26 protein-coding genes are annotated in these 22,975 nt (G+C 71.9%); 6 read left to right on the top strand and 20 right to left on the bottom strand.

The features are described 5' to 3' along the window. Positions 1-80 precede the first annotated feature (80 nt). Both AMK13_RS31305 and AMK13_RS31300 read right to left on the bottom strand, forming a co-directional pair. Positions 81-743 carry a hypothetical protein gene (locus tag AMK13_RS31305; RefSeq protein WP_234348259.1) on the bottom strand — a complete coding sequence of 221 codons (663 nt, stop codon included), beginning with the start codon at positions 741-743 and terminating at the stop codon, positions 81-83. Between the two features lie 201 nt (positions 744-944). Then, positions 945-2,426: an MFS transporter gene (locus AMK13_RS31300; RefSeq protein WP_074005146.1), complete on the bottom strand. Its 1,482-nt coding sequence runs from the start codon at positions 2,424-2,426 to the stop codon at positions 945-947. Positions 2,427-2,646: 220 nt separating this feature from the next. Between AMK13_RS31300 and AMK13_RS31295 the strand changes: the two genes are divergently transcribed. Together AMK13_RS31295 and AMK13_RS31290 are read left to right on the top strand one after the other, a co-directional pair. Next, on the top strand, positions 2,647-3,102 hold the full coding sequence (locus AMK13_RS31295; protein WP_049650286.1) for a MarR family winged helix-turn-helix transcriptional regulator: 456 nt from the start codon (positions 2,647-2,649) through the stop codon (positions 3,100-3,102). Positions 3,103-3,202: 100 nt separating this feature from the next. After that, positions 3,203-3,847, top strand: coding sequence for a hypothetical protein (locus AMK13_RS31290; protein WP_074005072.1), 645 nt, complete (start codon positions 3,203-3,205; stop codon positions 3,845-3,847). A 57-nt stretch (positions 3,848-3,904) separates the two neighbouring features. Here the strand turns inward: AMK13_RS31290 and AMK13_RS31285 are convergent, their stop codons facing one another. The 6 genes from AMK13_RS31285 to AMK13_RS31260 are packed head-to-tail and all read right to left on the bottom strand — an operon-like array spanning position 3,905 to position 7,694. Beyond that, positions 3,905-4,642: a hypothetical protein gene (locus AMK13_RS31285; RefSeq protein WP_074005071.1), complete on the bottom strand. Its 738-nt coding sequence runs from the start codon at positions 4,640-4,642 to the stop codon at positions 3,905-3,907. Between the two features lie 34 nt (positions 4,643-4,676). After that, entirely contained in the window at positions 4,677-5,711 is a 1,035-nt protein-coding gene (locus tag AMK13_RS31280) for a 2-dehydropantoate 2-reductase (protein WP_241853106.1), read from the bottom strand. Between the two features lie 56 nt (positions 5,712-5,767). Then, complete coding sequence (locus AMK13_RS31275) at positions 5,768-6,589, bottom strand: class II aldolase/adducin family protein (RefSeq protein WP_074005070.1); 822 nt, start codon at positions 6,587-6,589, stop codon at positions 5,768-5,770. A gap of 46 nt (positions 6,590-6,635) precedes the next feature. After that, the gene (locus AMK13_RS31270; RefSeq protein ID WP_074005069.1) at positions 6,636-7,022 is read right to left on the bottom strand and encodes a hypothetical protein; all 387 of its coding nucleotides are present in this window, start codon (positions 7,020-7,022) and stop codon (positions 6,636-6,638) included. 43 nt (positions 7,023-7,065) lie between these two features. Continuing rightward, positions 7,066-7,329 carry a hypothetical protein gene (locus tag AMK13_RS31265; RefSeq protein WP_074005068.1) on the bottom strand — a complete coding sequence of 88 codons (264 nt, stop codon included), beginning with the start codon at positions 7,327-7,329 and terminating at the stop codon, positions 7,066-7,068. Beyond that, complete coding sequence (locus tag AMK13_RS31260) at positions 7,326-7,694, bottom strand: ATP-binding protein (protein WP_079272654.1); 369 nt, start codon at positions 7,692-7,694, stop codon at positions 7,326-7,328. Before AMK13_RS31260 ends, AMK13_RS31265 begins: the two co-directional genes overlap by 4 nt. A 228-nt stretch (positions 7,695-7,922) precedes the next feature. On the opposite strand from AMK13_RS31260, the gene AMK13_RS31255 reads away from it, so the two are divergent. Beyond that, a complete protein-coding gene (locus tag AMK13_RS31255; protein ID WP_158077766.1) occupies positions 7,923-8,768 on the top strand; it encodes a DUF5753 domain-containing protein in 846 nt (281 codons plus the stop codon). 3 nt (positions 8,769-8,771) lie between these two features. Then, positions 8,772-8,957: a DUF397 domain-containing protein gene (locus tag AMK13_RS31250; protein WP_074005067.1), complete on the top strand. Its 186-nt coding sequence runs from the start codon at positions 8,772-8,774 to the stop codon at positions 8,955-8,957. Between the two features lie 544 nt (positions 8,958-9,501). Here AMK13_RS31250 and AMK13_RS31245 read toward each other — a convergent pair. After that, on the bottom strand, positions 9,502-10,416 hold the full coding sequence (locus AMK13_RS31245; protein WP_158077765.1) for a hypothetical protein: 915 nt from the start codon (positions 10,414-10,416) through the stop codon (positions 9,502-9,504). Between the two features lie 426 nt (positions 10,417-10,842). On the opposite strand from AMK13_RS31245, the gene AMK13_RS31240 reads away from it, so the two are divergent. Next, complete coding sequence (locus tag AMK13_RS31240) at positions 10,843-11,607, top strand: GNAT family N-acetyltransferase (RefSeq protein ID WP_074005065.1); 765 nt, start codon at positions 10,843-10,845, stop codon at positions 11,605-11,607. A 1,048-nt stretch (positions 11,608-12,655) separates the two neighbouring features. On the opposite strand, the gene AMK13_RS31230 is transcribed toward AMK13_RS31240, so the two are convergent. Then, the gene (locus tag AMK13_RS31230; RefSeq protein WP_074005063.1) at positions 12,656-13,165 is read right to left on the bottom strand and encodes a hypothetical protein; all 510 of its coding nucleotides are present in this window, start codon (positions 13,163-13,165) and stop codon (positions 12,656-12,658) included. 373 nt (positions 13,166-13,538) lie between these two features. After that, positions 13,539-14,039, bottom strand: coding sequence for a ricin-type beta-trefoil lectin domain protein (locus tag AMK13_RS31225; protein ID WP_074005062.1), 501 nt, complete (start codon positions 14,037-14,039; stop codon positions 13,539-13,541). Between the two features lie 442 nt (positions 14,040-14,481). Between AMK13_RS31225 and AMK13_RS44290 the strand changes: the two genes are divergently transcribed. Next, positions 14,482-14,880, top strand: a complete 399-nt coding sequence (locus AMK13_RS44290; RefSeq protein WP_198959475.1) for a hypothetical protein — start codon at positions 14,482-14,484, stop codon at positions 14,878-14,880. A gap of 65 nt (positions 14,881-14,945) precedes the next feature. Here AMK13_RS44290 and AMK13_RS42395 read toward each other — a convergent pair whose 3' ends face one another. From AMK13_RS42395 to AMK13_RS31175, 9 genes are all read right to left on the bottom strand, one after another. Further along, on the bottom strand, positions 14,946-15,509 hold the full coding sequence (locus AMK13_RS42395; protein ID WP_074005061.1) for a hypothetical protein: 564 nt from the start codon (positions 15,507-15,509) through the stop codon (positions 14,946-14,948). An 83-nt stretch (positions 15,510-15,592) separates the two neighbouring features. Continuing rightward, entirely contained in the window at positions 15,593-16,138 is a 546-nt protein-coding gene (locus AMK13_RS31210) for a hypothetical protein (protein WP_074005060.1), read from the bottom strand. A gap of 101 nt (positions 16,139-16,239) precedes the next feature. Then, the gene (locus AMK13_RS31205) at positions 16,240-16,830 is read right to left on the bottom strand and encodes a hypothetical protein (RefSeq protein ID WP_074005059.1); all 591 of its coding nucleotides are present in this window, start codon (positions 16,828-16,830) and stop codon (positions 16,240-16,242) included. A gap of 168 nt (positions 16,831-16,998) precedes the next feature. Further along, entirely contained in the window at positions 16,999-17,772 is a 774-nt protein-coding gene (locus AMK13_RS31200; RefSeq protein ID WP_074005058.1) for an ABC transporter permease, read from the bottom strand. Between the two features lie 26 nt (positions 17,773-17,798). After that, a complete protein-coding gene (locus AMK13_RS31195) occupies positions 17,799-18,770 on the bottom strand; it encodes an ATP-binding cassette domain-containing protein (RefSeq protein ID WP_074005057.1) in 972 nt (323 codons plus the stop codon). Then, positions 18,770-19,609 (bottom strand): DUF4097 family beta strand repeat-containing protein, encoded by an 840-nt coding sequence (locus tag AMK13_RS31190; protein WP_049650301.1) that lies wholly within the window; start codon positions 19,607-19,609, stop codon positions 18,770-18,772. Before AMK13_RS31190 ends, AMK13_RS31195 begins: the two co-directional genes overlap by 1 nt. Before the next feature lie 108 nt (positions 19,610-19,717). Further along, entirely contained in the window at positions 19,718-20,290 is a 573-nt protein-coding gene (locus tag AMK13_RS31185; RefSeq protein WP_074005056.1) for a toxin-antitoxin system HicB family antitoxin, read from the bottom strand. Positions 20,291-20,468: 178 nt separating this feature from the next. Continuing rightward, entirely contained in the window at positions 20,469-21,509 is a 1,041-nt protein-coding gene (locus tag AMK13_RS31180) for an adenosine deaminase (RefSeq protein WP_375874793.1), read from the bottom strand. 135 nt (positions 21,510-21,644) lie between these two features. Beyond that, on the bottom strand, positions 21,645-22,940 hold the full coding sequence (locus tag AMK13_RS31175; RefSeq protein ID WP_074005055.1) for a DUF445 domain-containing protein: 1,296 nt from the start codon (positions 22,938-22,940) through the stop codon (positions 21,645-21,647). Between the last annotated feature and the right edge of the window lie 35 nt (positions 22,941-22,975).

Below are 22,975 nucleotides of genomic sequence, written 5' to 3'. Positions count from 1 at the left end.
CGGGAGGGGCCCGGGCGTCCGCCGCGCGATGTCCGCAGCTGGGTGCGGGACCACGCGGCGGACTTCCGCCAGGCCGGGGGTCAGTACCGGACGGCCTTGACCACCACCGGCAGCAGCGTCCGGTCGGCCGGCTGCCTGCTGAAGGCGACGGGCTCGGCCGTGCCGTTCGCCGGGACGTTCTCGGCGCCGACGACGGCGCTGTCCACGGTCTTGCCGCTGGTGTCGGTGAAGTCGACCTGGACGGCGTAGGAGGCCGCTTCGAGCCCCCGGTTGCGGATCGTGACGACCACGGCGTGCAGGCCGCCGGTGTTCTGCCGGTTGATGCCGGTGATCGCGACGTCGTTCACCGCGTTGCCGCCGTCCGGCTCCCCGCTGAGCACCGAGGCGGCCTTCTCCCTGGTCGTCACCTGCTGCGCCGAGACGGAGGCCTCGAAGGCGGAGGCCGCCGCGGCCTTGGAGGCGACGGACGCCGCGGAGGCCTCCGAGGCCGAGGCGATGGCCGCGGACGCCGAGGCCAGCAGCGACTCGGCGGCGGAGGCGACGGCGGAGGGCGGCTCGCCGGAGAAGGCGCCCGCGTTGGGCGGGGTGGCCGTCGCCGAGCCGGCCGCCGTGCCCGAGGAGCTGCTGCTGCAGGCCGCGAGCACGGCGACGCCGGAGGCCGCCACGATCAGCGCGACCGTCCGCTGCGGCGTCCACCTCCGGCCCGGTCGGCGGTGGCTGGGGGGACTGTGGAGTTCACGCACCGAGGGATCCCTCTCCTGGTCGGTGTTCGGCGGCCGAGGGGCCCGTACGTCCCCATGCTTGGCAACATCCCGCTCCACAGCGACAGCTCCTGACCCGTCCGAGTGGCCCGGGCCCGGCGGAACGGCGGACCGGGAAAGACGGACCGCCCCGGGCGCGCGAGCACGGCGCGCCCGGGGCGGGGCTTCGAGGACCGGCGGAGCTCAGGCCTTGGCCTGGTCCGCCTCCTCGGCGCCGGCCCCCGCCGGCACCGGAACGGAGCGCAGCCGGGACGCGGGCGGCGCGGGGATGACGGCGGCGACGGCGGCCGCGATCAGCGCGACGCCGCAGCCGATCACCAGGCCGACCCGGAAGCCGCCCTCCGAGGGCAGGGTGTGGCCGCCCAGGGTGACGGTCATCTGCGACAGCACCACGCCCATCACGGCGGCGGACACCGAGGTGCCCAGCGAGCGCATCAGGGTGTTGAAGCTGTTCGCCGAGGCCGTCGCGGTCAGCGGCACCGCGCTCATGATCAGCGCGGGCATCGCGCCGTAGGCCAGGCCCACGCCGCTGTTGCAGACGATCGTCACGATCAGCACGCCCCAGGTGGAGCCCATCAGCGGCAGCGCCAGCCCGTACCCGACGGCGATCGTCAGCGCCCCGGCGACCAGGGTGAACTTCGGTCCGCGCGCGGCCGACAGCTTGCCGCCGAACGGGGAGACGACCATCATCATCAGCCCGCCGGGCGCCATCCACAGGCCCATCGCCAGCATCGACTGCCCGAGCCCGTAGCCGGTGGCCTCCGGCAGCTGGAGCAGCTGCGGCACGATCAACGCCTGGGCGTACATACCGAAGCCGACCAGGACGGAGGCGGCGTTGGTCAGCAGCACCCGGGGGCGCGCGGTGACCCGCAGGTCCACCAGCGGCTCGGTGACGCGCAGCTCCCAGCGGGCCCAGAGCAGCAGGATCGCGGCGGAGGCGGTGAACAGGCCGAGGGTCCGGGTGCTGCCCCAGCCCCAGTCGCCGCCCTTGGAGACGGGCAGCAGCAGGCAGACCAGGCCGACGCTCAGGCCGATCGCGCCGACGTAGTCGAAGCGCCCGCCGGCGGCGGGGCGGCCGCCCGAGGAAGCGGAAGCGGCCGGGGCCGGGATGATGACCCAGAGCAGGCCGATGATGACGACGGCCAGCACGGCGGTGCCCCAGAACAGCACGCGCCAGCTGGCGTAGTCGGCGACGCCGGCCGCGATCGGCAGGCCGAGGCCGCCGCCGATCCCCATGGAGGCGCTGACCAGGGCGATCGCCGAGCCGAGCCGCTCGGGCGGCAGCACGTCGCGCAGCAGGCTGATGCCGATCGGCACCAGGCCCATGCCCATGCCCTGCAGGGCCCGTCCGGCGATCATCGGCACCACGGAGTCGGCCACCGCGCACAGCACCGAGCCGAGCAGCAGTGGGACGCAGGAGGCGATGAGCATCGTCCGCTTGCCGAGGAGGTCGCCGAGGCGGCCGCTGATCGGGACGAAGACGGCGGCGGAGAGCAGGGTCGCGGTGATGACCCAGGAGGCGTTGGACGCGCTGGTGTGCAGGAGTTGCGGGAGCTGGCTGATCAGCGGGGTGACCAGGGTCTGCATGATCGCGGCGACGGTGCCGGTGAAGGCGAGCACCGCCACGATCGGACCGGTGCGGGGGGTGGGGGCGGGGCCGTTGATGACGGGCCTCCTCGGGCGGTCGAAGAGCAGTCGAAGAACGTTCGAAGAGCGTTCGAGAGCGGAAACATGCACAAAACACACGATGTGCATGAAACACAAGACGGTCAGCTTACACAGGATGTGCGCGATGCACATCATGTGTGCCGCGCATGCCTCTGGCATACTGAAGGGTGATCCACGGAGAACCCGCAGGTCGAAGCGGTGATGAAGGGACTTCGACATGACCAGCCCCACGCACGAGGTCGCCCTCGAGTTCCTGGTGTTCGCCCGGCACCGCGACCTCAGCCAGGTCAACGCCCGCCCCGAGGGCAGCCAGCTCGAACGCAGCGCCTACATCCTGCTCAGCCGGGTCGACGCCGAGGGGCCGATGTCCATCGGCCAGCTGAGCGACGCCTTCGCCCTGGACGTCTCCACCCTCAACCGGCAGACGGCGGCCCTGAAGAGCGCGGGACTGCTCGAACGCATCCCGGACCCGGACGGCGGCATCGCCCGCAAGTTCCGCCTCACCGAGGAGGGCCGCCGCCGGCTGGACGCGGAACGCGAGGCCCACGTACGGGCACTGAACCTCGTGATGACGGACTGGCCGGAGGAGGACATCGCCTCCTTCGCCGGCTTCCTGCGCCGCTTCAACACCGGCATCGAGCGGCTCGACGGCCGCCCCTGGCCGCGCGACTGAGCCGACGCGGGCGCCGCGCGGGACGTCGGCCCGGCTGGGGAGCGCACGGGAAGTCGGCCGGGCCGACTTCTCGCGCGGGGCGGCCTGGAGAATGCCCGGCATGGGAACGGACATCAACGGATTCATCGAGTGCCGGGCGTGGTTCCTTCGCGACGAGGACGGGAAGCCGGCCTGGCAGGCCGCCGTCGCCCTCGACCTCCTCAACACCACCAGGAACTACGACGCCTTCGGCTGCCTCTTCGGGGTCCGCAACCACGCCAACTTCCGTCCGCTGGCCGCCGATCGCGGACTGCCGCCGGACGCCTCGCAGACCGTGCGGGCGGCGGTGGACACCTACGGGACCACCTTCTACGGCACCACCTGGATCACCTGGGCCGAGGTGAGGGCCGTGGACTGGGCCGAGGCGGCGGAGGCACCCGACAGCCGGCTCCACGAGTACCGGCGGACCCCCGACGGGCTCACGCTCGTCGGCAAGAGCGCCTGGAACCGGCGCTTCGGCGAGACCCTCGGCATTCCCGAACCGGTGCCGACACCGGGGCCGGGGTCGGAGCCGGGCGAGGTCCGGACCTGGCCCGAGGGCAGCGAGTGGGTGGTCGACGACATCGTCTACCGCTCCGAGCGGATGGACCGCCGCGACGCCGTCCGCGAGGACGGCGAGTGGAAGCCGGTCTGGACGGTCATGGAGGCCCTCGCCTCGCAGCACGGTGACGACAACGTCCGGCTGGTGGTCTGGTTCGACTACTGAGCGGCGCCCGCCCGCAAGCGCCGCCCGCCGCCCGGCGGTCGCAGCTCGGCAGCCGGCTCAGCCCTCGGCCCGGATCCGGTCGGCGACCGGGAAGTCGGTCCCGCAGTCGGGGCAGGTCGCACCGCCGAACACGTGGGTGAGCGCGTGCGCGACCTCGCGCTGTCCGTCGGCGAGCGCGAGGTCGTGGAGGCGCCGCCCGATGCCGTCCAGGTCCGCGGGGTCGGCCGACCGCAGGGGCCGGGTCTCGATGTCCCCATCGGAGAGCGCGTAGTCCTCGCCGGTGGAGAAGTGGCCGCGTTCGCCGAAGACGATGAACAGGCCCTCCCCGCAGCCCGGGCAGGAGACCTCGTACTCCTCGCTCCCGAGCCCCCAGGCCAGGTCCTCGCTCCACCCCGCGACGCCTTCGAAGCCCAGGACGGCCTCCAGGAGGTGGACGTACTCCCTGCGGTCCGTGGCGGTCCGCAGGTACCGGTTCGCGGCTGCCAGGAGTCCGGCGATCTCCGTCGCGTGCTCCGCGCGGACGTCGCCCGCCTCGTGCAGCTGGTCGGCTCCGGCCGTGATCGCGCCCGCCAGCACCACGGCGTTGACCGCCTGGTCCCGGTCCCCGCGCCCGGCCAGGTCGGCCAGCCAGGGCAGTGCCGCGAAGCTGGCCGGGTAGACGCTGCCCTGGTGGCACAGGGCCGACCACAGGTCGTTCCAGAGTTCGGCGCTGGGCTCCGCCGCGATCCGGTCCAGCAGGGCGGGTACGTCCTCGGCGGAGCCGTAGGCGTGGTGGAGGCGCGACCAGTCCGTCATGCGGCGATCCAACCAGGCCGACGGGCGCCAGCCGTCAGCGGGCCGGGGGGAGTTGGGCGAGGAGGGCGGGGCCGGTCCAGGCGGGGGTGGCGGCGGGAGCGGCGGCCTCGGCCCGGCGGACGAGGGTGATCAGGCGGGCGCTGGCGGGGGCGGTGAGGCCGTGGCGTTCGGCGAGGGCGACGATCTCGCCCTGGAGCGAGTCGATCTCGGTGGGGCGGCCGCGCTGGAGGTCCTCCCACATCGAGGAGCGGGCGGTGGCGTCGATCCGCAGGCTCGCCCCGGTCAGCCGCTGGAACAGGGCGTCGGGCAGGCCGAGCACCCAGGGCATCAGCCCCGGCGGCACCGGGCCGAGCCGCGCCGGGGTGACCCCGGCGGCCCGGAACGCCGCCAGCGCCTCCCGCTGGCAGCGCGCCACGCACCGCCGGAACGCCCGCTGCCCGACCTGCTCGCGCAGCGGAAGCCCGGACAGCGCGTTGACGGCGTTGTTGAGGTTCAGCAGCAGCTTGGCCGCCTGGACGGCCGGCATGTCCGGCCGCAGGTCCAGCCGGAGCCCGCTCGCCCGGGCCGCCCCGGCGAGGGCGGCGGCCCCCTCCCCCGCCGCCAGCATCAGCGACCCGCCGCTGCCCTGGTGAACGGCGGCGGGCCCGGTCCGCACCACGTTGTACGGGACCATGCCGGCCAGCACCCGGTGGGCGGGCAGCGCGGCCGCGAGCGCCCGGGTGTTGCGCAGGCCGTTCTGGAAGCTCACCACCACCGTGTCCGGGCCGAGGTGCGGGGCGAGTTCGCGGGCGGCGGTCGCGGTGTCGGCGGACTTCACGGTGACCAGGACGTGGTCGGCGCCGGCCACGGCCGCCGGGTCGGTGGCGACGGTCAGGCCCCGTACCTCGCGGCGGGCCCCGCCCGGGCCGGTGAGGGTCAGCCCGGCCGCGTCGATCGCCGCCATCGCCGCCGGCCGCCCGATCAGGGTGACGTCGGCGGTCGCGGCGAGCATGCCGCCGAGGTGGCAGCCGATGGAGCCGGCGCCGAACACCGCGATCCGGAGCCTGCGTTGGGCGGGGGTGGCGGGCACGGGGGGCTTCTCCGAGGGGAGGGCGGACGGGGAGGGGGCGGGGAGGGCGGGGGCCGTCAGTCGAAGAGGTCGGGGTCGGAGACGGTGATCTGGTCCCACAGCGGGCGGGCCTGGAACCAGCCGGCCAGCGGGGTCCCGACCTGGCCCCGGGTGATCAGCGCGGTCTCCCGGTCGATCGGCTTGGGGGTGCCGGCCGCCATCGCGAGCAGCTGCGCCTGGCAGGAGCGCTCCATGGTGACGAACCACCAGACCGCCTCGGCCACGGACTGGCCGACGGTCAGCAGGCCGTGGTTCTGCAGGATGACGGCCTTGTGGCTGCCGAGCGCGGCGGCAACCCTCTTGCCCTCCTCGGTGTCGGTCACGACGCCCCGGTAGTCGCTGTACAGGCCGTGGTCCTCGAAGAAGGCGCAGGCGTCCTGGGTCAGCGGGGCGAGCGGGATGCCGAGGCTGGAGAAGGCCTTGCCGTGGAGCGAGTGCGAGTGGGCGGCGGCGACCGCGTCGGGGCGGGCGGCGTGCACCTGGGAGTGGATGGCGAAGGCGGCCCGGTTCACCGGGCGGGTGCCGTGCAGCTGGGTGCCCTCGTGGTCGACCAGGATCAGGTCGGAGGCCTTGATCTGGCTGAAGCTCATGCCGAACGGGTTCACCCAGAACCGGTCCGGGTGCTCCGGGTCGCGGACGGTGATGTGCCCGGCGACGCCCTCCGAGAAGCCGAACCGCCCGAACAGGCGGAAGCCCGCGGCGAGTTGCTCCTTGCGGTACCGGCGCTCCTCCTCCACCGAGTCGAACACCGGCGGCAACGGCAGGGTGACCCCTTCGGGGGCGGGGCCCACGACGCCGATCGCCGCGTACGGGTCGGCGGGCTGCTGCGGTACGGGCATGGCGGCTCCTCGGGGTGAGGTCGGTCCGATGGGCAGGGGTGACGTGTCACGCCGGATTTCCGGCGGACGTACGGAAGCGGTGGAGCAGTTCGCGGGCGGGCGGGCTGTCGGCGTCGAAGGCCTGCATGCCGTGGAGGTCGGACGGCACTCCGGGGCCCGCCAGCCAGACGCCGTGGCAGCTGAAGCAGAAGGAGACCTCGAAGAGGAGCCCGCCGGGGCCGTGCGCCCGGATCCCGTACCCGGGCGCGAAACAGCGGCGCAGTTCGCCCTCCGGCAGCTCGCCCATCAGGTCGAGGGCCTGCCGGAGGTGCTCGGAATCCCAGACGGTGAGGACCTCGCCGGTGACGGAGTCCGAGCCGTAGGCCCTCACCGGATCCGCGATCCGGACCACTTCGATGAGGACGGTCTGCGAGGCGACGTCGGGGAGCAGCATGCGAACAGGATCACAGAGCGGGACTGTTCCCGGGAAGGTGTCGTCACTCCAGCCGGTGGCGGACGTCGCGGTTGCGCTTGTACTCGCGCATGAGCGCGAGGAGGTTGATCAGAGTGCTGGCCGGAACATTGCCGATGTCGACCAGGCGGCGGCCGTGGAGGTTGATGTCACCGGGAATGGCGGACGGCCAGAGGAGGCCGAACTCACGCCCCTCGGTGCGGAGTTCCACGATGAGTTCGGTGACCTGGCGCGAGGTGAGGTGGAGCAGGGCCGGGTCGGCGGGGTGGATCGGGTGGTGGGCGCTCACGCGGCACCGTCCTGCCGCAGCTCAAACCAGACGGTTTTGCCGAGATGCTGCGGGTCGACACCCCAGCGGTGGGTGAGGCCGGCGACGAGCTGGAGGCCCCGGCCGGTCTCGGAGAGGAGGGCGTGGGGGCCCAGGTTCGGGAGGAGTGGACTGCGGTCGGAGACGGCGACGCGGAGGGTGTCGACGCGGTGGTCGATGAGGATGACCGGGGAGGTCGTCTCGCCGTGGCGCCAGGCGTTGACGATGAGTTCGACCATGGCGAGCTCGGCGTCCGCGATGAGGGAGGGCGGCCAGCCGGCGCTGGCCATGCCGTCGCGGAGGGCGTCGCGGGAGAGGGTGAGGGAGGGGGAGTTGATGTTGCGCACAGTGTCTCCCGATGGGGGAAAGGGTGAGACCGGCGGATGCGTCGCCGTGAACGAACCCACTGGACATGGGTGTTCTTCGGTGCCCGAGCGGCGTTACTGACGATCCGTTCGGTGATCGGTGCATCACAGACTGTAGGGCATAGGACGGTACATGTGCGAGCACTTCTCACACATGTACCCCTAAATGCGGCTGGACTCGCTGTAGTGCCCCGGTGGATGCTTGGGCACATGCCACCTACCCCAAGTGCACGCAAGCAGCGGGTTGGCATCGAGCTGAGGAAGATGCGCGATGCCGCCGGTACGACCACCACAGAGGCGGCCACCGTCCTTGGCGTGGATCGCACGAAGATCACACTCATCGAGCAGGCGACCTACTCCGTGTCTCCCGAACGAGTGGTCGCGCTGGCTCAGAAGTACGGCGAAGCCGACTCCGAGTACGTCGAGGCCCTCGCGGCGATTGCGGGCGACAAGACCAAGGGTTGGTGGGAGGAGTATCGCGGATCGGTTCCGCAGGGCTTCCTCGACATCTGCGAGTTCGAGCACCATGCGAAGGGCATGTACTCGTACCAGATCTGCCATCCGCCGGGCCCCATGCAATCGGAGCGCTACAGTCGCGCGATCTTCCAGGACAACCAGGTCCGGTTGACTCCGCGCGTCGTTGAGACGCGTGTCGAGCAACGGATGCTGCGATCCGAGATGTTGATGGCGAAAGGCACCCATCCATACACGGCGATCGTCCACGAGGCGGCTCTTCGCATGCAGTTCGGCGGCCGTGACGTGGCGCGGGAACAGCTGGACTGGATGCTGGAGTTGTCCCAGCTGCCACATGTCACGCTTCGAGTGATCAGCTTCGCGGCTGGAGGCTTCAAGGGACCCGGCCAGGCCATCTACTACGCGAACGGGCTCGTACCCAGGCTCGACACCGTCAGCTATGACTCCATGGAGGGCCCGATCTTCCTCCATCTGGCTGAGCACCTGGAGGAGTACCGCGCAGTCGTTGAACAGATGACTGACAGGTCTCTCTCGGTTGCCGACTCCCGCGATCTGATCGCGAAGATCAAGAAGGAGATATAGCCGATGGAGAACCGTTCCTGGACCCGTCCCAACGCGTGCTCCAATGCGGGCAACTGCCCAGAGGTGGCAATCACCACCAACGCCGTATACGTCCGCAGCAGCCTCCTGCCTGACGCCATCGCCCAGCTCACCCCCGACGAATGGCGCGACCTCGTCTCCGCCATCCGCGCGGGCGAGTTCGACGTCTGACGCCTCCCCCGCCGCACCGGCCGGCCCGCTCCACCCTCCGGCCGGTGCCCCGGCGGCTCCGATTCGGCACACGGGCACTGAACTGCTAATATTTCCTTCAGCGCGAGGGACATGAGCCCTCGTTAGGCGTCAGCGGTGCTACCAGAGCACGTCCTACTTTCAGTAGGAAGAGTCCGTGCAACCCGGGCCTGGCGCTCCATCACCGGAAGGGTCCGGCACCACACAGGTGCCGGACCCTTCCGCATTCCCCCCCGGCACTTGGTGAATGTCACGGCGATCGGGATGCCGCGACGGTCCACGATCACATGGCGCTTGGAGCCAGGTCCGCGCGGTGCAGTTCGGTCAGCAGTGCGGCGTGCAAGCGGGGCCACACGCTGGCCTCGGTCGATGGCGTCGTCCGGGAGCGGGCGGCAGCAGCGGAGCCACCCGCTCCCACAAGTCATCCGGGACGGGAGCAACACGCACCCCGGGTACCCTGCCGACCGAGACCGCCGAGTACAAGAGGGCAGCTCAACTCATGCTGAAGCGGTCAGCAGGGGCAGGATCACTCCTCGTACCACTGCTCTGCCCCGAGCCGGGCCTCGCTGATGGCGGCGTCACCGACACGGGCGGCACGCACGAACACGCCGAGGCCGTAGATCTCCATGTCCCCGCTGACGGGAAGCCGCAGGCCGAGGTCGTTGTCCGCGATGTACCTGACGATGTCGGCTTCGACGGCGGTGACCGGCCGGCCGACGAGCGGGATGCCGTCGAGGAGGATCTGGGGGCCGGATCGCCCAAGGGCGGTGACCGCGACAAGGAGCGAGCCGCGGCCTTGCTCCCACCCCGAGTAGTGCGCGCGGACGCCGGCGGCCTCGAATCGCTCCTCCACCAGTCGCTCCTCCTCAGGGTCACCCTGGGTCGCCCAAGGGGTGCCTGCGGGGAAGGGATGGTAGATGCCGCGCGAAGAAGCCGTCTCCCCGCCCAGGGCAGCCGACACCTGCTCCGGCGTCATCTCGAACCGAAGCGGCCCCACCCGCTCCAGCGGCACACACTCCCACTGCGGCCGCTCCCGCTCGGGCCGTACTGTCCACGGCCCCGGTTCGGGGTCGGGGCGCCGGAAGTTGCTACGCCAACTCGCCACGGTCCTGTCGCCGTACGGGTTCTCGGCCAGGCCGGGCCCGGTCACCAGCAGGTCGGTGACCATGGCATCCAGCCGCTGTCGCCGGAAGCCCTCGGCATCCGGCAGCCACTGCTGGACCGCACCCACCGAGACACCCCACGCCGGCACGTCCTGCTCCCCTTCGGCGTTCGGCACCTCCTTCACCCCGCACCGCAGCGCCAGGCGGCTGATGTCCGCGCGCACCTCGGAAGGCGCCCGGCCGACCAGCACCACGCCCTCCAACAGCACCAGCGGCCCGCTATTCGCATTGATCCCCACGGCCACCAGTTGCTCCCGCGGTCCGAAGATCGCGCTCACTCCATGCCGGCGGTACCAGCTCCACGACCGCAGAGCGCCGCTGAGGACACCGGCCGGAGCATCCTCGCCCAGCGCCACGTTTACCTGTTCAGGCGACATCCCGAACCGCAGCGGCCCCACCCCCACCAGCGGCTCCAGTAGCCAGCTCGCCCGGCCTCCGACTCCGACACCCATCCCAACCCCCGTGCTGCGTCCGGTCACCGGCACAATCGGCCTGCAAGGAACACCAACCTAGCGATGACCTGTGACACCAGGTGCAGCAGCGGATCGGCGGCCTGGCCTGCAGCATCGTCTGCCTCCGGCACCTTCGAAGTCATTCCGAAACGATCAGTTAATCACTCGGCATCTCCTCCCCCGACTGACATCGTGGCGGGCATGGACCAGACGCGACCAACCGCTCCCGACGATTCCGACCTGCCCGTCAGCATGGAGCGGAACCTCGCCGAGCACGCCTGCCACCTGCACCGCCGCCTGGAGCACGCGACCGTCACCGAGACCGCCGACCTCGTCATCGCCGACAGCGGACTCGACGACGACACCTTCAACATCGTTGCGGCGGCGCGCTTCACCGCCTCCACCGCCCCCGCCCGGATCGCGGAGACCGTCCGGACGCTCACCGCGACCGGCCGCCCCTTCTCCTGGTGGGTCGGCCCCGCCACCACTCCCCCAGATCTCCCCACCCTCCTCTCCACCGCCGGCCTCCAGGCCTCCGAGACCGAGACCGGGATGTGCCTGGACCTGCACACCGCTCCGCCGGAGCCGTCCGCCGACGGCCTGGACATCCGCCTCGCGACAACTCCCGAACAACTCGCCGACTACGCGACGATCGTGGCCGCGAACTGGGACCCGCCGGCCGCCACGGTCCGCCGCTTCTACGCCGACGCAGCCGGGTCCGCCCTCTCCCCCGACTGCCCCGCCCGCTACCTCGTCGGGTACGTGGCCGGGCGGCCGGTCTGCTCGGCCGAGGTCTTCCTCTTCACCGGGGTCGCCGGGATCTACAACATCGCCACCCTCGCCTCCGAACGCCGACGCGGTTACGGCGGAGCCATCACCCTGGCCACCCTGCGCACGGCCTACGACGCGGGCTACCGCACCGCCGTCCTCCAGGCCTCCTCCGACGGTGAGCCCGTCTACCGCCGCCTCGGATTCCAGCCCTGCGGCCTGTTCACCGAGTACGCCGTCGCCCCCTGAACCCCGAACCCCCGGCCTCGTGGCACCGCGATTCGGCACACCGGCACTGAACTGCTAATATTCCTGATGTCGCGAGGAACATGATTCCTCGTCAGGCGTCAGCGGTACTACCAGAGTACGTCCTACTTTCAGTAGGAAGAGTCCGTGCAACCCGGGCCTGGCGCTCCACAGTCGGAAGGGTCCGGCACCACACAGGTGCCGGGCCCTTTCGCGTTCGCGGGGCGAACCCTGGCGGACGGCGCGCACCCGGTCGGGATCCAGGTGCAGCTCGTACGGGGTACTGCAATCGCTGACCAGCGTGGCCACTTCCGCACCGCGGGGGCACAGCCGGTTCATGCCGCTCCGACCTGTGGTGCCGCAGCACCCCGCGTGCCCCCACCCCGGGGATGCGGCTGGAGTTCCGCCGCATCCCCGGGGTGGAGGACGACCGTGTCGCGGGGCCCCGCGACACCAGGAACCCGGAGCCGTCCGGGTCCACGACGGCGGGCCCGCCCAGGAAGACCGCCAGGCACTCCCTGGAGGGAACGAGCGGGGCGCCCCACGGCTCGGGCTCCACGGCGAAGAAGCCGAGCGGCACGGTGGACGTGGCCTACCGGGACCCGTCGGCCTTGCTGCTGCCCTGGCCCATCGGCCGCTCCGGGACCTCGGGGAACCCGGTCAGCTCCCCGGTGGTCGGACGGTCGCAGGCCACGCACACGAATACGGTCAGCTGATGGTGATAGCACCCGGCCGGCGCCCGGCCAACCGGGTTCGGGCCGACGGCCTCCGACATGCGCACGCCCCACTGGAGTTCGGCAAGGCCCTGGTGCCGGGGACGCGATTCGGCGCACCGGCGTTGAGCTGCTAATATTCCTGATGTCGCGAGGGACATGAGTCCTCGTCAGGCGTCAGCGGTGCTACCAGAGCACGTCCTACTTTCAGTAGGAAGAGTCCGTGCAACCCGGGCCTGGCGCTCCACAGTCGGAAGGGTCCGGCACCACACAGGTGCCGGACCCTTCCGCGTTCCCCCGGCACTTGATCACTCGGCGCCCAGTCGCCCGCCGAAGCCTCAGTACGTGAACTGGATCTGTCGGCCGTCCACGGCGTGGTTCCTGATGTTCGGCGCCGGACCGCCGGCCGGCTTCACGGCGAGGGACACGTTGTAGGTCGTGCCGCGGACCAGGGACTGGTTGACGGGCGTCTCCTTGCGCACCTCGGCGGAGGACTCCAGGGGGACGCCGGTCCACGACACGGCCTGGCCGTTCGCCGGGTACACGGCCGCGGTGCCGCTGCCGTCCTTGAGCCACAGGTACACGTCCGCGGACGTCGCCGGGTCCGCCTTGGCGTAGGCCACCATGTAGACGGTGTTCCCGGCCCGCCGGAAGCAGACCCTGATCGTGCTCCCTGCGGCGTCACCGGGCGACTCCGCAGCGCACTGCTCCCCCGCCACCGCGGCCGGCGGCGGCTCCGGGTGCTGCGCGGACGGTGTCGAACCGGCGCTGCCCGTACTGGTCGCGTACTTGACCGCGAGCGACCCCCCGCCCAGGACGATGGCCACCGCGGCACCGAGGGACGCCACGATCCGGACCGTCCCGTGGGCCCGGGGCGAATCCGGTGCCGAAACACGGCCCCGGACTCCTTCGGCGTTCTTCTCGACCTCCAACATGACCGGCTGGACGGGGCCCTGGCCTGCGGAGTTCTCCGCCCCCCGCGCCCCCCGCGTCCTCCGGGGCCGACGCCGGCCTGCCGCCGGGCCCGCCCCTGAACCGTTCCTCTGCTCTTCCATCCACACTCCGTCCGCGTCGGCGAGAGTGGGCAAGAGTGTGGCAGATCGCCCGGCCCTCCTTCACCGCCGCGATCCGGTTCACTCCGGTCGGGCCGCCATCAGGAACACATCGACGACCCGGCCGGAGGGAGGCGGATCCGGCGGGAACCCTCAGACCACCGGTCGGTCAGTTCGGGGACACCACGTCCCAGAGCTGGCGCGGGCTGTTGTCGCGGAGCGCCTTCACCACGGGGCTGTCGTTGCCCTGTGCCGCGATGACGTAGTCCTCGTCCGTGGCCTCGGCGATGACGTACTTGTCGCCCGCCCGGTCGAGCTGCCAGTGCTGGGTCGGGACGTCGACGTTGCACGGAACGAGCGGGACCTCCGAGCCGGGCTTCATGATCGCCTGGAGGCACTTGTCCGGCTTCGCCTTGGCCTCGACCAGGTACCCGTTGGAGGTCGGGCGGAGGACCCAGTTCTGCCACTCCGTGCCGTTGGCCTGCCAGGTGATGGCGACGGGCCCGTGCTTGGCCGAGTCCAGGAAGCCGTTCACGGCCTCGTTGAAGAAGCGCACTTCCTGGCCCGGGCCCCGCACTCCGCCCGCCTTGACGGGCTCCGCCGCGCCCACCGAGCCGGCGACGGCCAGGGCGGCGGCCGTGACGACGGCCGCCTTCTTGATGCTGAACAAGGATCTCTCCTTCTGCGAGGGTGATTCCTCGAATCGCGTGACCGCACTTCCGGTCACGAACGCGAGGGAACCACCCGCACCGGGCCCCCGCAACGCCGAGTAACCCGGGTGGAGTCAGCGTACGAATCGCATTGCCCCGTCTGCCGCAGCGCGGGGCCGCGCCCGGGCTCCCCCTCCCCCCGGCGCAGTCCCTCGGCCGAGCCTGGACGCCGCGCTCGCGGCACCGGGGCCGGGGCCGGTGATTCCCCATCGCCCCATTACACCAATCGTATTGGCGCATCATCAGAAAAAGGCCTGATCTCATCCTCTGCGAATTCCCGGAACGGAAGCCGGTTTTCCGCCACCGAGGGCCGGGGTAGGGCCGAGACGTTCGCATCCCGACCGTTTCATCATCACGGCGGGCGCGAAATCCTTGATGCTTTCTTATCGGAAGGACACCCTCATGCACAGGACCCTCCGCAACGCCCTCGCCACCGTCATCGTGACGGGTGCGCTCACCACCGCCGCCGCTCCCGCCGCCCTGGCCGCCGAGCAGACGCCGCCGACCGCGGGGGTGCAGGCAGAGCTCCGCAACCCGAAGACGATCAAGGTGGCCGACTACAACCAGGCCCGCGGCACCCTGATCAACGCCGGCAGTAAGACGGCCGCCAAGTCCCACCCGGCGCACGGCACGAAGGACGTCCCGGTCTCCCACGGCGTCAGCCTGCTGGCGGAGGCCCGCGACGAGTTCCGCGCCGCCGACAAGAACCTGCCGGCGAGCCAGAAGAGGTCCGACATGTCGATCCCGCACTACAACGCCATCCACAACGCGGCCAACACGATGCACATCGACACGTGGTGACACCGCCCCGCTGAGCCCGAACGCCCCGGCCCTCCCCCGGACTTCGGAGGAGGGCCGGGCCGGACTCAGCCCTCCGGGGGCTTGGGCTCCTCCCGGGGCGCGCTCAGGCTGCCGTCCGGGTGGACGTCGAAGACCGTGAGCTTCCTGCGGCCGGTGATGGTGATCCGGTCCGGGCCGGACCAGTCGGCGCGCACGAAGTCGCCGCCCCGGGTGTCCCAGATTCCCATGCTCCAGTGGCGGGCCGACCAGCCGCTGCCGGCCACCAGCTCCACCCGGTAGACCGGGTCGATCGAGGCCACGTTGGTCATGGTCAGCACCCGGTCCGGGTGGCCCGGGGCGGCCGTCCGCGCGGTCCGCCCCTCGCCGCTCACGAGCGCCAGGAACGCGATCAGCGGCCCACCGAAGACCAGTGCCACCATGGCGACGGCGCAGCCGATCTGCGACACCCAGGTCCGGAACTCCATCCCGATGTACAACGCGACGGCGGTCAGCACGACCGCCGTCCCGACCAGCAGGACCGGGTGGTCGAGCCAGCGCTCGACCACCACGAGCCCTCCCGACCGGGACTCGTACCGACCCACCGCGTAGGCCAGCAGCGCCAGGAGCGCCGCCCCTCCGAGCCCCCACACGATCCTTCTGCGGCGTACCGCTGTCACCTTCGCCCCCCGGCGGTTCTTGACCGAACTTTGGCGCGGACCCTACTACAGGCCCGCTACCGCGGCCGGGGCGTGGACGACGGGCCGGCCGGCGTCCCGTCCTCGCCCACGGTGAACACCTGGACCTCCTTCTCCGAGGTCACCGTGATCCGGTCCGGGCCCGACCACTCGGCCCTGAGCAGGCGTTCGCCCGGCCCCCTGGCACCGAGGGACCAGTGGCGCGCCGACCAGCCGCTGCCGGTCAGCAGCTCCACCCGGCGGTCCGGCTCGAACGAGTCGGCGACATCGGTGAAGACGAGCACCCGGTCCGGGTGGCCCGGGGCGGCCTCCCGCGCGGTCCGCACCCCGGAGTCCCCGGCCGCGAGCGTCGACAGCGCGAGCGGCACTCCGAGCAGGACCAGCGCCACCAGGCCGCCGGCCAGGCTGATCTGCGACTCCGGCGTACGGAAGTCCAGCTCGACGATCAGCGAGACCAGCACCAGCACGACCGTCGCCCCGACCAGCAGGACCGGCCGGTGGAACCAGAGTTCGAGCTCCACCAGCCCACCCGAACGGGAGGCGTGCCGGCCCACCAGGTAGGCCGACAGCGCCACGAGCGCCACGCCTCTGAGCCCCCACGCGATCCCTCTGCGGCGTACCGCTGTCACCTTCGCCCCCCGGCGGTTCTTGACCGAACTTTGGCGCGGACCCTACTACAGGCCCGCTACCGCGGCCGGGGCGTGGACGACGGGCCGGCCGGCGTCCCGTCCTCGCCCACGGTGAAGACCTCGATCTCCTTCTCCAAGGTCACCGTGATCCGGCCCGGACCGGACCACTCGGCCCTGACGAAGCCGTCCTCCTCCTCCCAGGTGCCGAGGCCCCAGTGGCGGGCCGACCAGCCGCTGCCGGCCACCAGCTCCACCCGGTAGACCGGATCGATCGAGAAGGCGACGTCGGTGACGCTCAGCACGTGGTCGGAGCGGCTCGGGTCGGGCTTGCGGTCGACCAGCCGGCCGTCGCCGCCGAAGACGTACGCCAGGCCGCCGACCGCCGCCCCGATGACGAGCAGCGGCGACAGGACGGCCGCGAAACCGATCTGCGCCCACCTGGTGCGGAACTCGACCTGGGCCACCGCCGAGGCCATGGCCAGGGTGACGGCCGTACCGAGCAGCAGCACCGGGTGGTTCAGCCAGCGCTCGACCTCGACCAGCCCGCCCTGGCGGGAGGAGAAGTAGCCCGGCAGGTACACCAGGAAGGCCGCCAGCGCCGCGCCACGGAGCCACCAGACGACCTGCCCGCGGCGCGTCACCGTCATTTGCTCCCCCCGGAGTTGCCCTTTGCCGGGACTTTACTACGGGGGTGCCGGGCGGCCCGGACGGCGGGTGCTCCGCTGTCCGGGCCGCCCGGCACCTGGTCACTGCGTACTGGTCACCCGGCGCTGGTCACTCGGCCCTGGTCACTCGGCGCACCGGCGATACCCCCGTCACCGCCGGTAGAAGACGCTCCGCGACCAGAAGTAGCCGACCAGCGTCAGCACGGTGCACCAGGCGAGGGCGATCCAGGCGCTGCTGCCGATCCCGGTGCCCAGCAGCAGCCCGCGCAGGGTCTCGATCATGGGCGTGAAGGGCTGGTACTCGGCGAACCAGCGCAGCGCCGTGGGCATGGAGTCCGTCGGCACGATGGCGCTGCCGATGAAGGGCAGGAACTGCAGCGGCATCGGCATGTTGCTGGCGCTCTCGACCGTCTTGGCCACCAGGCCGATGCCGGCCGATATCCAGGTCAGGGCGATGGTGAGGAAGAGCAGCAGCCCTGCCGCGGCCAGCCACTCCACTGGTCCGGCGTTGGGCCGGAAGCCCATCGCGAGGGCCGTGCCGACCACCAGCACCAGCCCGATCATGGTCTGGATGACGCTGCCGACCACGTGCCCCGCCAGGAAGGCGGAGCGCGATATCGCCATCGTGCGGAAGCGGTTGACGATGCCCTCGGTCATGTCGGTGCAGATGCCGATCGCGGTGACCAGCGCCCCGGACGTGGCCGCCATCAGCACGATGCCGGGCGTGACGTAGTCGATGTAGTGGCCGCCGCCGATGCCGGCGCCCAGCGTGCTGCCGTAGGCGTAGTTGAAGAGCAGCAGCATCATGACCGGCGTCACCACGACCGCGAAGGTCAGGGACGGGTACCGCAGCGCGTGCTTGAGGTTGCGGCGCAGCATGGTCAGCGAGTCGCCGAGCGCCTGGCCGGCGGTACTGGTGGCCATACGCGTGGCCGTGTGCGTGGCCGTGCTCATCGCGAGCCCTCCCCGGTCAGTTGGAGGAACACGTCGTCCAGGTCGGCCGTCTCCACGACCAGTGACTCGGCCTGCACGGACGCGTTGTCGAGGGCGTCCAGCACGGCCTTCACCGTGAGGACGGAGTTGTCCCCCGGGATCTCCAGCCGCAGTGCCTCGGTGTCGGCCGTGGCGTACGGGAACAGGACGGCGGCGGCGGCCAGCGAGCCGGCGTCGGTGAACCGGAGCCGGATCCGCCCGCCGGGGGCGTACCGCTTCAGCTCCTCGGCCGTGCCCTCGGCGACGATCCGGCCGCCGTCCAGGACGGCTATCCGGTCGGCGAGTTGGTCGGCCTCCTCCAGGTACTGGGTGGTGAGGAAGATCGTCACCCCGTGGTCGGCGACCAGGCTCCGGATGATCTCCCACATGGTGCGCCGGCTGCGCGGGTCCAGCCCGGTGGTCGGCTCGTCCAGGAAGATCACCCTCGGGTCCCCGACCAGGGTCATCGCGAGGTCGAGCTTGCGCCGCATGCCGCCGGAGAAGGTGGCGACGGCCTCGCGGGAGGCCTCGGTGAGGTCGAAGCGCCGCAGCAGCTCCTCGGCCCGCCTCCGACCCTCCCGACGGCGGAGGTGGTTGAGGTCGGCCATCAGCAGCAGGTTCTCCTCGGCGGTGAGCAGGTTGTCCACCGCGGAGAACTGGCCCGTCACCCCGATCGCCTTCCGCACCCCGTCGGCCTCGCGTTCCACGTCGTGCCCGGCCACCCGGGCCGAGCCGCCGTCGGCGGGGATCAGGGTGGAGAGGATCTGCACGGTGGTGGTCTTGCCGGCGCCGTTGGGCCCGAGCAGGGCGAACACGCTGCCCGCCGGGATCTCCAGGTCGATGCCCCGCAGGACCGCCTTGTCCCCGTAGGACTTGGTGAGCCCCGTCGCCGAGACCGCCGGGAGCGAACGGACCGCCGCGTCCGCCGGGGCCGCCGCGTTCGCCGCCATCACGCCCGCCGGACGATGACGTTGCCGACCTGGGTGCGGCCGCGGACCTCGACCGTCTCCACCGCGTCGCCCGGGCCCTTGGTGGGGCCGAGGTCGTTGCGGACGCCGCCGACCTTGCTGTGCACGTCGAGCCAGGCCGCCGTGCCCTCCGCGATGCCGACCTCCACGTCCCCCACGCTGGTCTGCAGGGTGACCTGGCCGCGGACCACCCGGCCGACCCGGATGTGGCCGTGCGCCGACTTGGCGGTCACGTTCCCCTCGGCCTGGCCGACGTGGATCCGGCCGTTGGAGGCGTTGGCGTGCAGCTCGCCGCGGACCTCGTCGATCTCGGTGTCGCCGCTGCTGTTCTTGACCGTCAGCCGGCCGCCGACGGAGCCGATCTCGATCCGGCCGGCTCCGGAGACCTCGGCGTCCCAGGCCGTCCCGCCGAGCCGGATGTCCCCGAAGCCGCTGTCGAGCCGGGCGCTGTCGGCGTGCTCGACCTGGATCCGGCCGAGCGAGGTCTTCAGCCGGCAGGCGCCGAGCGCCCCCTCGGTGACGAACTCGGCCATCGGGGACTCGCTGTGGACCTCGGAGCCGACCGGCAGCTCGACCAGGATCTCGACCGCGCCCTTCTTGCCGCTGAAGACGGAGCGCTGCTTGGGGGCCTTGATGCCGAGCCGGCCACCCGAGAAGTCGACCTGGGTCTGCTCGGCGGCCTTGACGTCCGCCTCCTTGGCCGGGTTGGCGGGCCGGACCTCGACCACGGCGTCGGTGCGCTTGCTCGCCTTGATCCAGACCGAGCCGATGTCGAACTCGAGGATGGCGGAGATCGGTCCGTCGGTCTCGTACGTAGGCATGGCTGTCCCGTCCTCTTGACTCGTGTGGGTGTCCCCGCTGGTCGGAGCGGGGGTGACGTCGAAGGTGCAGAAGGTGGTGCGGGAGGTGCTGCGGGCGCTACGGAGCTGTCAGTGGACCCAGCCGGTGAAGCCCTGGCCGCCCATGCTGCGCGGGACCCGGCTCCCCGGGTCGACGACCGGCCGGCGGGCCGGCTCACCGCCCTCCAGGGCGCCGGCCAGGGCCCGGACCAGCCAGGCGTTGAGCGAGAGGCCGGCCTCGACGGCGGCCTCCTCCGCCCGGGCCTTGAGGTGGGCGGGCAGCCGGAGGTTGATCCGGGCGGTGCCCGTCTCGTCCGACTCCGACGCCACCGGAGGCACCACCGGTGGCACCACGGGCGGCACGACTGGTGCCACCGGCGCCGACGGTGGTGCCATATCGCCGTGGAAGGCGTCCGATCCGGGCGGCGCCGTCACCACGAACTCCGGGTCGAGTCCGCGCAGGCGCACGTCCACCGAGCCGGGGGCGAGGTCGCGGGTGACTTCTCCCATGGCCGCCGACAGCGCGTTGAGCAGGGTGAGCCGCACGGCCGACTCCAGCGGGAGCGTCAGCCGCTCGGCCAGCGCGCGGGCTTCGTCCCCGCCGGTGGCGGCGGCCACCGCGAGCTCGTTCCGGAGGTTTTCCACATATGGCGTGAGGTCCATGGCCGTAAGCATGGCACAGCGGTGGCGCCATGTCGAGCATTTATGGCACCACTATGGCGCCATCACCCGAACGGCGGTGGCGCCAACCCGCACCGGAACACGGAACCGCCCCGCCGACCCCCGGGAACGAGGGGGTCGACGGGGCGGTTCACCAGGGGAAACGCGGACCGCGGGACGGTCAGGCCTGCTGCCAGCCCGCCAGGTAGGCGTCGATCTCCCCGGTCAGCCGGGTCTTGCCCGCCCCGTCCAGGAAGGAGGCCTCGACGGCGTTGCGGGCCAGCCCCGCCACCCCGGCCTCGTCCAGGCCCAGCAGCCGCGCCGCCACCGCGTACTCGGTGTTGAGGTCGGTGCCGAACATCGGCGGGTCGTCGCTGTTGACCGTCACCAGCAGTCCGGCGTCCACCATCCGCTTGATCGGGTGGTCCTCGATCCGCTCCACGGCCCGGGTGGCGATGTTGGAGGTCGGGCAGACCTCCAGCGGGATGCGGTGCTCGCCCAGGTGATCGAGCAGCGCCGGGTCCTTCACCGCCTGGGTGCCGTGCCCGATGCGCTCGGCGCCGAGCATCCGGATCGCGTCCCAGACCGTCTCCGGCCCGGTGGTCTCGCCCGCGTGCGGCACGCTGTGCAGGCCGGCCGCCCGGGCCCGGTCGAAGTACGGCTTGAACTGCGGGCGCGGCACGCCGATCTCCGGGCCGCCCAGGCCGAAGCTGACCAGGCCCTCGGGGCCCAGCTCGGTGGCCAGCCGGGCGGTCTCCTCGGCGGACCGCAGCCCGGCCTCGCCCGGGATGTCGAAGCACCAGCGCAGCACCACGCCGAGCTCCTTCTCGGCGCGCAGCCGGGCGTCCTCGATCGCCTCCATGAAGGCGACCTCGGGGATGCCCCGGCGGACCGAGGAGTACGGGGTGATGGTCAGCTCGGCGTACCGGATGTTCTGCCGGGCCATGTCCTCGGCCACGCCGTAGGTGAGCGCGCGGACGTCCTCGGCGTCCCGGACCAGGTCCACCACGCTGAGGTAGACCTCGATGAAGTGCGCGAAGTCGGTGAAGGTGAAGTACTCGGCGAGCGCCGCCGGGTCGGTCGGCACCTTGGAGTTCCCGGCGTACCGGGCGGCCAGCTCCGCGACGACGCGCGGCGAGGCCGAGCCGACGTGGTGGACGTGCAGCTCCGCCTTGGGCATCCCGGCGATGAACGCCTCGATGCTCCGGTCGGTGGAGCCGATCCGGCTGGTGTGGGGGACGATCCGACTTCCGTCCGGCTGGACCACGGTGGTTCCCTTCTTCCTTCTCCGTGCTTCTACGCGCGTATCGCGAAGTTCGGCCCAGGATAGGCCCACGCCGGGGGCGCCGTCCCCGGATCACCCCCCGAGCGCGACCGCCACGGTGTGGATCAGCAGCCCGGCCAGGGCGCCGACCACGGTGCCGTTGATCCGGATGAACTGGAGGTCGCGGCCGACGTTGGCCTCGATCTTGCGGGAGGCGTCGTCGGCGTCCCAGCCCGCCACCGTCTCGGAGATCAGCGAGGTGATCTCGGTGCGGTAGGTGTCGACCAGGTACTGGGCGGCGTCCTGGAGCCAGCCGTCCACCTTGGCCTGGAGCTTGGGGTCGGTGGCCAGGCGCTCGCCGAAGCGGCGCACGCCGTCGCGGATGCGCCGGCGCAGTTCGCTGTCCTCGTCCTCGGCCGCGCCCATCACCAGGGTGCGCACGGCCGCCCAGGTGGAGTTGATCAGGTCCTGCACCTCGGGGCGGGCCAGCAGCTCGCCCTTGGCCCGCTCGACCCGGGCGATGGTCTCCGGATCGGTCTGCAGCTCGGTCGCGAAGTCGGCGAGGAAGTTGTCGATCGCGCCGCGGGCCGGGTGGTCCGGGTCGTCCCGGATCTCGGTGACGAACCGCATCAGCTCCTTGTAGACCCGCTCGCCGACCTGGTGGTCGATGAACCTGGGCGTCCAGCCCGGGGTCTTCTGGGTGACCTTCTGGACCACCTCCTCGTGGTTGGTGGTCAGCCAGCCGTGCGCCCGGACGGCGACCAGGTCCACCACCCCGTGGTGCCCGCCGTCCGCGACCACCTTGCCGAGCATCCGGCCCATCGGCTCGGCCACCGAGGTGGCCGCGGCCCGCCTGGTCACCGCCTCGGCGACCACCGCCCGCACGTCGTCGTCGCGGAGCACCGCGAGCAGGCCGCGCAGCACCGCCGAGGCCTCCTTGGTGACCCGCTCGGCGCTGCCCGGCGCGGCCAGCCACTCCCCCAGCCGGCGGCCGATGCCGAGCGCCGCCAGGCGGCCGCGGACCACGTGGCCGGAGAGGAAGTTCTCGCCGACGAAGTCGCCGAGCGAGCGGCCGAAGGCGTCCTTCTTGGTCGGGATGATCGCGGTGTGCGGGATCGGCAGGCCGAACGGCCGGCGGAACAGCGCGGTCACCGCGAACCAGTCGGCCAGCGCGCCGACCATGCCCGCTTCGGCGGCGGCCGCCACGTACCCCGCCCAGGGGCCGGCGCCGGCCGCCTTGGCCCAGGTGGCCAGGGCGAAGACCAGGGTCGCGAAGGCCAGCAGGCCGGTCGCGATGGTCTTCATCCGGCGGACGCCGCGTCTCTTCTCCTCGTCGGCCGCGGTGAACCGGACTCCGGGGCCGGTCCCGCTGAAGGCATCGTCACTCACCCCGCCAGTCTGCCCGTTGCCCGGCGCGGACGGGG

This window comes from Streptomyces sp. CB02056, from assembly GCF_001905545.1.
Taxonomy (GTDB): Bacteria; Actinomycetota; Actinomycetes; order Streptomycetales; family Streptomycetaceae; genus Kitasatospora.
The sequence above is the reverse complement of the archived record's forward strand: the minus strand, read 5'-3'. Positions and strand labels throughout refer to the sequence as shown.

Bases quoted from the DNA above. Each gene is read 5' to 3' on its own strand.
- AMK13_RS31295 (WP_049650286.1), top strand. From the start codon at position 2,647: ATGACCAGCCCCACGCACGAGGTCGCCCTCGAGTTCCTGGTGTTCGCC.
- AMK13_RS31290 (WP_074005072.1), top strand. From the start codon at position 3,203: ATGGGAACGGACATCAACGGATTCATCGAGTGCCGGGCGTGGTTCCTT.
- AMK13_RS31285 (WP_074005071.1), bottom strand. From the start codon at position 4,642: ATGACGGACTGGTCGCGCCTCCACCACGCCTACGGCTCCGCCGAGGAC.
- AMK13_RS31275 (WP_074005070.1), bottom strand. From the start codon at position 6,589: ATGCCCGTACCGCAGCAGCCCGCCGACCCGTACGCGGCGATCGGCGTC.
- AMK13_RS31270 (WP_074005069.1), bottom strand. From the start codon at position 7,022: ATGCTGCTCCCCGACGTCGCCTCGCAGACCGTCCTCATCGAAGTGGTC.
- AMK13_RS31255 (WP_158077766.1), top strand. From the start codon at position 7,923: ATGCCACCTACCCCAAGTGCACGCAAGCAGCGGGTTGGCATCGAGCTG.
- AMK13_RS31250 (WP_074005067.1), top strand. From the start codon at position 8,772: ATGGAGAACCGTTCCTGGACCCGTCCCAACGCGTGCTCCAATGCGGGC.
- AMK13_RS31240 (WP_074005065.1), top strand. From the start codon at position 10,843: ATGGAGCGGAACCTCGCCGAGCACGCCTGCCACCTGCACCGCCGCCTG.
- AMK13_RS44290 (WP_198959475.1), top strand. From the start codon at position 14,482: ATGCACAGGACCCTCCGCAACGCCCTCGCCACCGTCATCGTGACGGGT.
- AMK13_RS31205 (WP_074005059.1), bottom strand. From the start codon at position 16,830: ATGACGGTGACGCGCCGCGGGCAGGTCGTCTGGTGGCTCCGTGGCGCG.
- AMK13_RS31200 (WP_074005058.1), bottom strand. From the start codon at position 17,772: ATGGCCACCAGTACCGCCGGCCAGGCGCTCGGCGACTCGCTGACCATG.
- AMK13_RS31195 (WP_074005057.1), bottom strand. From the start codon at position 18,770: ATGGCGGCGAACGCGGCGGCCCCGGCGGACGCGGCGGTCCGTTCGCTC.
- AMK13_RS31190 (WP_049650301.1), bottom strand. From the start codon at position 19,609: ATGCCTACGTACGAGACCGACGGACCGATCTCCGCCATCCTCGAGTTC.
- AMK13_RS31185 (WP_074005056.1), bottom strand. From the start codon at position 20,290: ATGGACCTCACGCCATATGTGGAAAACCTCCGGAACGAGCTCGCGGTG.